Annotated in this window: 8 protein-coding genes; 1 reads left to right on the top strand and 7 read right to left on the bottom strand. The window is 63.4% G+C overall.

All coding sequences use genetic code 11. From position 1 onward, the window contains the following. The first annotated feature begins 204 nt into the window (after positions 1-204). Positions 205-840 (top strand): LysE family translocator, encoded by a 636-nt coding sequence (locus GIW57_RS20840; RefSeq protein ID WP_100461880.1) that lies wholly within the window; start codon positions 205-207, stop codon positions 838-840. A 133-nt stretch (positions 841-973) separates the two neighbouring features. Here the strand turns inward: GIW57_RS20840 and GIW57_RS20835 are convergent, their stop codons facing one another. The 7 genes from GIW57_RS20835 to GIW57_RS20805 form a co-directional block, all read right to left on the bottom strand. Then, on the bottom strand, positions 974-1,798 hold the full coding sequence (locus GIW57_RS20835; protein ID WP_236512643.1) for an XVIPCD domain-containing protein: 825 nt from the start codon (positions 1,796-1,798) through the stop codon (positions 974-976). Continuing rightward, positions 1,795-2,010, bottom strand: a complete 216-nt coding sequence (locus tag GIW57_RS20830; protein ID WP_236512641.1) for a hypothetical protein — start codon at positions 2,008-2,010, stop codon at positions 1,795-1,797. The genes GIW57_RS20835 and GIW57_RS20830 overlap by 4 nt, the downstream gene beginning before the upstream one ends. A 28-nt stretch (positions 2,011-2,038) precedes the next feature. Next, positions 2,039-2,443 (bottom strand): hypothetical protein, encoded by a 405-nt coding sequence (locus GIW57_RS20825; protein WP_236512640.1) that lies wholly within the window; start codon positions 2,441-2,443, stop codon positions 2,039-2,041. A 552-nt stretch (positions 2,444-2,995) separates the two neighbouring features. Further along, on the bottom strand, positions 2,996-4,015 hold the full coding sequence (locus GIW57_RS20820; protein ID WP_025875781.1) for a ribonucleotide-diphosphate reductase subunit beta: 1,020 nt from the start codon (positions 4,013-4,015) through the stop codon (positions 2,996-2,998). A 128-nt stretch (positions 4,016-4,143) separates the two neighbouring features. Beyond that, on the bottom strand, positions 4,144-6,555 hold the full coding sequence (locus GIW57_RS20815; protein WP_100461879.1) for a ribonucleoside-diphosphate reductase subunit alpha: 2,412 nt from the start codon (positions 6,553-6,555) through the stop codon (positions 4,144-4,146). Between the two features lie 585 nt (positions 6,556-7,140). Continuing rightward, positions 7,141-8,241 (bottom strand): cell division protein ZapE, encoded by a 1,101-nt coding sequence (gene zapE / locus GIW57_RS20810; RefSeq protein ID WP_088100770.1) that lies wholly within the window; start codon positions 8,239-8,241, stop codon positions 7,141-7,143. Beyond that, on the bottom strand, positions 8,238-8,909 hold the full coding sequence (locus GIW57_RS20805) for a CocE/NonD family hydrolase (protein ID WP_236512638.1): 672 nt from the start codon (positions 8,907-8,909) through the stop codon (positions 8,238-8,240). The genes zapE and GIW57_RS20805 overlap by 4 nt, the downstream gene beginning before the upstream one ends. Between the last annotated feature and the right edge of the window lie 13 nt (positions 8,910-8,922).

Genomic DNA, 8,922 nt, shown 5'->3' with positions numbered 1-8,922 from the left:
TTGCGTGTTTTCATTTTTTTTTTGTTTTTTTTTTTTTTAAAGCAGAAGACGGCATAGGAGATTAATGGATCTGTCTCGGGGGCTGGGAGATGTGTAAAAGAGACGGGGTCATGGGGGCGGTTCGGGTGTGGGGTAAGACGGATTTTAAGGCAGGCGGCGTGCAGGCGGCGCTACACTTCGACACCCCCACTGCGTGAACCCGCCATGCCCGCCACGTCCGACCTGCTGGCCTTCGCCCTTGTCTCGCTGGCCATGGTGCTGACACCCGGGCCGAACATGATCTACGTGATCTCGCGCTCGATCTGCCAGGGCCGCGTGGCCGGGCTGATCTCGCTGGGCGGGGTGGCGCTGGGCTTCGTGTTCTACATGCTGTGCGCGGCGCTGGGCATCACCGCGCTGCTGATGACCGTGCCGTTCGCCTACGACGCGCTGCGCATCGGCGGCGCGCTGTACCTGCTGTACCTGGCCTGGCAGGCGCTGAAGCCGGGCGGCCGCTCGCCGTTCGCGGTGCGTGACCTGCCGGTGGACGGCCCGCGCAAGCTGTTCGCGATGGGTTTCCTGACCAACGTGCTGAACCCCAAGGTCGCGGTGATGTACCTGTCGCTGCTGCCGCAGTTCCTGCACCCGGACAGCGAGGGCAGCGTACTGATGCAGTCGCTGGTGCTGGGTTCCACCCAGCTGCTGGTCAGCGTGAGCGTGAACGCGGTGATCGCGATAATGGCCGGCAGCATCGCCGGCTTCCTCGCCGCCCGCCCCACCTGGCAGGCGGTGCAGCGGTGGTTCATGGGCACGGTACTGGCCGGACTGGCCGTGCGCATGGCGGTGGATGGGCGGCGGTGATGACCCTTCCGATGCTGCAGCGATACTCCTATCTCGAGAACGATGGCCCATCCTGCGTATGAACCTGCTGTGCATGCTGTTGTTCAAGGCTTGCTGCTTGGGATTGACTCAACGCATCGGCACGTTGAAGCGACTACGCTTCAGGCGCACGAAGCGCATCCATCGTATTCATGTGTCCTCGGCGATGGGCTGGATCATCCATTGCTCCCTCCACTATGAAGACCCTCTCACCCCGAGCCAGGCTTTCTGTCGGGTTGTTCAACACAACATGGTCAACCCGCGAAAGCCCCTGCTCCTTCGCCAGTACCAGCAGGCTTGCGGACATGCGCTGACTCGACTCGTCCCACGGCTTCCCATGCTCGGCGTCCAGGCGTTCCACACCAGCCCTGATCTGCATATAGAGAGCACGGTCTGCATCGCCAAGTTCAGCTGTTGAAGAAGGCACTCGATGTAGCGACGGTGAGTCGTCGGCGGGAGTGCCAACTCTGTCCGCAACTGCGGTGCGCTCGGCGTCAAGTTCTGGCTCTGGCCTGCGCCGTCGCTGCCGCTGCGAGGGCGCTATGTGCTGGTCATAGTGTGCGCCGTAGTAAAGCTCGTAGTTCGCATGAGGACCAACAGACGGAGCCTCTGTCTTGAACACCTCAGCGATCTGCCCCAGTGCTTGGTTACGGTTGATCTGTCCGGCCTGGAGTTCCGCCGCAATGGCTCCATACTGCTGCGGCCGATTACCCGTGCCCGATACGCCAATGTCCGGCCCCCCGGCCGCGACAATTTCGCGCTGGACCTGGACTTTGCTGAGGGTCGCAGCGGCTTCTCCTCGCAACTTGCTGTTCACATAGGCTTGCTTAGAAGTTCGATTTTCGGGTTCGGTGAAGAGATGGTGCCCAACTTCGTGAGAAAGAGAACGTGCGATTCTGGAGCCTTGCCCGATTGCGTTCTCGTCAATAACGATCTTCACACCGGGAATAAGATAGGTGCCGTCACCGGCTCGCCCCATTCGACAGCCAGGTTGTCGCGATCAGCCTGTGCGAGACCCGCTCGAAGTGTTGGGGATTTCGCCAGAAGCGGCGCCAGCGAGGGATCGGCCAATGGCGAAGCCGGACGACGTGTGGTTCCTGGTCGGCCACCCTCCTGCGGCTGAGACAGTGCAAGTTCTTCATTACGTTCCATGGTGCGGCTCCTTCGCAATGACAGGGGGTTAGCGCTGACTGATCGATACGAAGGTCAGCGTCTTGTAGTCAAGGGAGAGCCCGAGCACAACCTTGGCACTGTTCACCTGAGCAGACCAGTAAGGGCGGGAGCCAGGCGCATCGGGGTGAGGTGGCTCTATGGCGGAGTTCTCCCAGATGATCTCCTCGAGCGCGATGCTCGGTGGCGTGACCTCAAAGATCAGGGTCGCGTGCGTAGGATCGTCGGCAGGACTTCTCAGCGTGATGTTCCGGACCTCAAGGTCGCCCAACCTTCCGCGTTCTGCGGTCCGCTCGTCCCGCAGGCCCTGTCGCGTCGGTGCACCCAGGTGCGTGTGAAGTTGTTCATTCAATGCGTCGACATCATCAAAACGCACGCTAGCCAAACGCTCGATATCGTTCTTGAATCGCTCCATACCAATTTCACTCCCTGATTTGACGGACTGTCTTTGATTCAAATGATGCGAGGGGGTTGGGCGTGCACCGCTCGAACACGCTGACAGTACCAACGCTGCAATAGTGATTGTGAGGCAGCGATACCCTGCTACCCAGGGGCGGCGCCGAAGTCCACCTTTTGATGAAGAAGCGCATTTCTCGACCGATGCATCCATGAAAGTACCTCTCGCGGGAGTCCCACTTTCGCGAATCTAGCACGACGTCGGAGTCAAGCAGGTCACTGGCCGTGGGCACTCAGGCGCCGATGTGGAAAGTCGGCTCGGTAAATCGATCCACGGTCTTCACCGCTGGCGAAAGCGGTATGTGAATCCATCATCCACGCGCCCGGTGGCAACGGCTCGGAGATGGATGACCGACATCCGGGCACGGTGCTGGCCGGGTTGGCGGTGCGCACGGCACCCTGAAAACCTTCCGCGCTGCGCGCTCGCCGGGCATGGCCCGGCGCTACCGTAAAAACGAAAAACCCCGGCGTTGGCCGGGGTTTCTCGTTGCGACAGACCTGACCGGTTCGATCAGAAGTTCATGTCGAAGGCGACTTCGCCCTTCACGCCCACCTGATAGGCCGAAGCGCGGCGTTCGAAGAAGTTGGTCAGTTCCTGCACGTCCTGCAGTTCCATGAAGCTCAGCGGGTTGCGCACGTTGTACTTGCGCTCCATGCCCAGGCGATGGAAATGGTTGTCGGCGCAGTGCTGCAGGTACTGGCGCATGTCACGGGTGGAAATGCCCGCCACGCCACCGGACAGCACGTCCTCGGCGAACTGCACTTCACACTCGATGGCTTCGGCCAGCATGTCGTAGACATCCTGCTTCATCTTGTCGTCGAACAGATCCGGCTCTTCCTCGCGGATCACGTCCACGCACTCGAAGGCGAACTCCATGTGCGCGCTCTCGTCGCGGAACACCCAGTTGGTGCCCGAGGCCAGGCCATTGAGCAGGCCGCGCGAACGGAAGTAGTACACGTAGGCGAAGGCGGCGAAGAAGAACAGGCCTTCGATGCACGCAGCGAAGCAGATCTGGTTGAGCAGGAACTGACGGCGCTCTTCGCGGGTCTCGATGCGCTTCAGGTCCTGGATCGAATCGATCCACTTGAAGCAGAAATCGGCCTTCTTCTTGATCGAGTCGATGTTCTCCACCGCGGCGAAGGCTTTGACGCGCTCGTCCGGATCCGGCAGGTAGTTGTCCAGCAGGGTCAGGTAGAACTGCACGTGCAGCGCTTCTTCATACAGCTGGCGCGACAGGTACATGCGCGCTTCGGGCGCGTTCAAGTGCTGGTACAGGTTCAGCACCAGGTTGTTGGACACGATCGAATCGCCGGTGGCGAAGAACGCGACAAGACGATGGATCAGGTGACGCTCGCCCGGCGACATCTTGCTGTGCAGGTCGCTGATGTCGATCTGGAAGTTGATCTCTTCCACCGTCCAGGTGTTCTTGATCGCGTTCCGGTACATGTCATAGAACTGCGGGTAGCGCATCGGGCGCAGGGTCAGTTCAAAACCGGGATCGAGCAGCATCTGCTTGGGCTTGTCGGCCATGGGTGTTTCCTTGAATTCCTGGGTGAGCGGCCGGGCATGGCCCGGCGCTACCGTGGGTGTCTCTCTGCAGCCGAGCATGGCTCGGCTCTACAGGTATGAGGTGCCGGCGATCGCCGGCACGGCGCGTCTTACTGGCAGGCCTCGCAGGCTTCCGGGTTCTCCAGCGAGCAGGCGATGGCCTCTTCCGGGCTGAACACCTTCTCCGGGCCGGCGGTGGCCACGTGGCTGACGGTGGTCTTGGCGATCTTGGTGGCCGGACGCGAACGCAGGTAGTAGGTGGTCTTGATGCCCTGCTTCCAGGCGTACATGTACATGGACGACATCGCGCCGATGCTCGGGCTTTCCATGAACAGGTTGAGCGAGGCGGACTGGTCGATGAAGGCACCACGGTCGGCGGCCATGTCGATCAGCGAACGCATCGGCAGCTCCCATGCGGTGCGATAGACGTGGCGCAGCGTTTCGGGGATCTGGGTGATGGCCTGGATCGAGCCGTCGGCCAGCTTGATCGCATCGCGCATTTCCGGGGTCCAGTGGCCCAGCTTCTTCAGCTCGTTCACCAGGTAACGGTTCACCTGCAGGAAGTCACCGGACAGGGTCTCGCGCTTGAACAGGTTGGACACCTGCGGTTCCACGCACTCGTAGCAGCCGGCGATGGAGGCGATGGTGGCGGTCGGGGCGATCGCGATCATCAGCGAGTTGCGCAGGCCGTGTTCCTTGATGCGCTCACGCAGGGCGTCCCAGCGTGCGGCATCTTCCGGCACCACGTTCCAGGCATCGAACTGCAGCTCGCCACTGGCCGCACGGGTGTCGGCGAAGGACGGATGCTTGCCACGTTCCTGGGCCAGTTCCACCGAGGTTTCCAGCGCGTGGAAGTAGATGGTCTCGGCAATCTTCTTCGACAGCGCGCGGGCTTCGGCACCATCGAACGGCAGGCGCTTGCGGAAGAACACGTCCTGCAGGCCCATGCAGCCCAGGCCGACCGGACGCCAGCGCAGGTTGCCGCGACGTGCCGATTCGATCGGGTAGAAGTTCAGGTCGATCACGCGGTCCAGCTGGCGCACGGCCAGGCGCACGGTGTCGGCCAGCTTGTCGAAATCGAACTCGCCGTTGCCGTCGAAGTGGTTGCCCAGGTTGATCGAACCCAGGTTGCACACCGCGGTCTCTTCAGCCGAGGTGACTTCCAGGATTTCGGTGCACAGGTTGGACAGGTGGATCACGTTGCCGGCGCGCAGGGTCTGGTTGCTGGCGCGGTTGCACTTGTCCTTGAAGGTCATCCAGCCGTTGCCGGTCTCGGCCAGAGTGCGCATCATCCGCGAGTACAGCTTGCGTGCGGAAATGGTGCGGTTGGCCTTGCCCTGTGCTTCGGCCTGCAGGTAGGCGGCCTCGAAGGCTTCGCCGAACAGGTCGGTGAACTCGGGCACCACGCGCGGATCGAACAGCGACCATTCCTGGTCCGATTCGACACGCTTCATGAACAGGTCCGGGATCCAGTTGGCCAGGTTCAGGTTGTGCGCACGGCGCGATTCGTCGCCGGTGTTGTCACGCAGCTCGAGGAAGTCCTCGATGTCGGCGTGCCAGGTTTCCAGGTACACACAGGCCGCGCCCTTGCGCTTGCCACCCTGGTTCACCGCAGCCACCGACGAATCCATGGTCTTCAGCCACGGCACGATGCCGTTGGAATGGCCGTTGGTCGACTTGATCAGCGAGCCACGCGAACGCACGCGGGTGTAGCTGACGCCGATGCCGCCGGAGAACTTGGACAGCTGGGCGATGTCGCCGTACTTGGAGTAGATCGATTCCAGCGAATCCTGCGGCGAGTCCAGCAGGAAGCACGAGGACAGCTGCTCGTGGGTGGTGCCGGAGTTGAACAGGGTCGGGCTGGACGGCAGGTAGTCCAGGTTGCCCATGCGCTTGTACAGCGCCAGGGTTTCCGGCACGTCTTCACTCAGCGCGCTGGCGATGCGCAGGAAGAACTGCTGCGGGGTCTCGATCACCTTGCGGGTGTGCGGATGGCGCAGCAGGTAGCGGTCGTACAGGGTACGCAGGCCGAAGTAATCGAAGTTCAGGTCCAGCGAGATGTCGATGGCATCGTTGAGCTTGCGTGCGTTGGTCTGCACGAAGTTCAGCAGGCGGTCGTTGATCAGGCCCACTTCGTGGCCACGACCCACCGACTGCGAGAACGCGTGGATTTCCTGGTTGGACACTTCCTTGGCGATGAAGTTGGCCAGCAGGCGCGCGGCCAGGCGGCCGTACTCGGGTTCTTCACCGATCAGCAGCGCCGCGGTGCGGATGGACAGTTCGTCCAGCTCCTGGGTGGTGGCGCCGTTGTACAGGCCGGAAATGGTGCGGGTGGCCACGCGCATCGGATCGACGGCGTGCAGGCCTTCAGAGGAACGCTGCACCGCGCGGACGATCTTGTTCAGATCCACCAGCTCGGTCGTGCCATTGCGCTTGGTCACACTCATCGCGTTGGACGTCGGCGGCGACGTCAACAGGAACTCGCTTTCCTTCTCGATGGTGGCGCTGGTCTCGGTGGTCACGGCGTGTGTCCTCTTGGCGTGATGGATGGTGGCTCGGTGCATCGGATGACGCGGCCCGGGACGTGACACCCCAGGGTGGCAGACCGGTGTCGCAGGAATTGAGACCTGCGCCTGTGGCTGCTGCTGGCAGTGCTGACCGGTGCCGCTGCGGGCGTGGAGAGGCATCACCGGAGGCTCCGGCGATCCATTCCATGGACCCGGCGGCTTGGGGTGCCCAACGCCGACAGCCACAAGATAGTGGGGGTAGTTGGGTCCGTCAACGCCAAATGTAGTGAAATTCGGCAATCCCTTGCGCCGCAAGGATCGTGCCATCGGCGCCCGGATTGGACGCTTTGGACCTGCTGGATCGGGCTGCGCAGTCAAGCCCGAAAAGCGTCGTGGTGGCGGTAATCAGCACCCCACCAGCGGAACAATGACAGCTTCACATGACAGGGCCATGCAGGCGAGGGACAACTCTGTGGATAGGTGGTGGGCAGCCGGTGGGAATCCGGTGGACGGTCGGCACCGGGTAGTGCCGACCGCTGGCCGGCAGCCCATGGGCCCGGAGGCATCGTACGGATGCCGGCCAGCGGCCGGCACTACCCCTCACGCCCGGTGCGGGGTACCCAGGTACTCGGCGCTCTGCATTTCGATCAGGCGCGAGGCTGTGCGCTCGAACGCGCCCTGCAGGCGGGTGCCGGTGTACAGCTCGACCGGCGAGGTGCTGGCGGTGCAGACCAGGTTGACGTGGCGGTCGTACAGCTCGTCGATCAGGTTGACGAAGCGGCGCGCGGCATCCTCGTTCAGGCGATCGAAGGCCGGAATGCCGCCCAGCAGCACGGTATTGAACTCGTGCGCGATCTCGATGTAATCCGACGGCCCACGCGGGCCTTCACACAGGGCGGCGAAGTCGAACCAGGCAATGCTCTTGCCACGCGCGCGCACCGGGATCTTGCGGCTCTCGATCTCGATGTTGCCCGCCTTGGCCGGTTGGCCGCCACTCAGTTCGCCCCAGCGCGTGGCCAGCCAGGCGTCACTGTCGGCGGCCAGCGGCGCGCGGTACACCGGCGAACGGGTCAGCGCGCGCATGCGGTAGTCCTCGGTGCCCTCGGCGTACAGCTCCACGCAGTAGCGCTGCAGCAGGCCGATGGCCGGCATGAAGCTCTCGCGCTGCAGGCCGTTGAGGTACAGGTTTTCCACCGCCGTGTTGGAGGTGGTGACCAGGGTCACGCCCTCGGCGAACATCCGCTCCAGCAGGCGCGCCAGCAGCATGGCATCGCCGATGTCGGTGACGAAGAATTCGTCCAGCACCAGCACGCGCAGGTTGCTGCGCCATTCCTGGGCGATCTTCGCCAGCGGGTCGCTCTGGCCCTGGTGCTCGCGCAGGCGCTCGTGGACGCTGCGCATGAAGCGATGGAAGTGGGTGCGGTACTTCTGCTTGATCGGCAGGCCGTCGTAGAACAGGTCCACCAGGAAGGTCTTGCCGCGGCCGACGCCGCCCCAGAAGTACAGGCCCTTGACCGGCTCGGGCTTCTTCCAGAACGAGGACAGGCGGTCCAGCCAGCCATCCTCGGCGCTGTCCACCAGGGCCAGGTGGATCCGGTCCAGCTCGGCCAGGGCCGCATGCTGGGCCGGGTCGTTCTGCCAATCGCCGCGTTCCACCCCGGCCGCGTAGCGCTGCGTCGGAGTCAGTTCCACCTCGCTCATGCCGCCGTGCCCAGCCAATGCTTGACGCCGTGGGTGAGCGCGCCGCGCAGGTCGATCAGCTTGCGGTGGAAGAAGTGGCTGGTGTCCGGCATGCGCACCAGCTCATGCGGCGCATCGAGGCTGTCCAGCCACTGGTAGACGGCCTGCGGGTCGACGATTTCATCCTGCTCGCCCTGGATCACCAGCCAGCGCGCCGGCGGCGTGATGCCATCGAAGTCCCAACGGCCCGCCGGCGGCGCAATCGAGATCAGCGCTTCGGGCTGCAGCTCGGCGGCGGCCTTCAGCGAAACGAACGCGCCGAAGCTGAAGCCGGCCAGCCACAGGCGGTCGTCGGGACGCTGCTGGCGGACCCAGGCGGTGACGGCCTTCAGGTCCTCCTGCTCGCCTACGCCATGGTCGAATTCACCGGCAGAACCGCCGACGCTGCGGAAGTTGAAGCGCACCGTGGCGATGCCCAGCTCGCGCAGGGTGGTGGCGGTCATGGTGACCACCTTGTTGTGCAGGGTGCCGCCTTCGGTGGACAGCGGATGGCAGATGATGGCCACGATCGGCTGCACCGGCACATCGGCCTTGGGCAGGTCGATGAGCACTTCCAGCGGGCCAACCGGGCCCTCCAGTGCGATGCAGGCGGTTTCGCCGGGGGCGACGGGGAACGAGGGCTTGTGCATGGCACCATGATAG

Origin of the sequence: Stenotrophomonas sp. PA-6-5C, assembly GCF_021605635.1 — a bacterium.
GTDB classification, from domain to species: domain Bacteria; phylum Pseudomonadota; class Gammaproteobacteria; order Xanthomonadales; family Xanthomonadaceae; genus Stenotrophomonas; species Stenotrophomonas lactitubi.
This window is presented reverse-complemented; position numbering and strand designations above follow the sequence as displayed.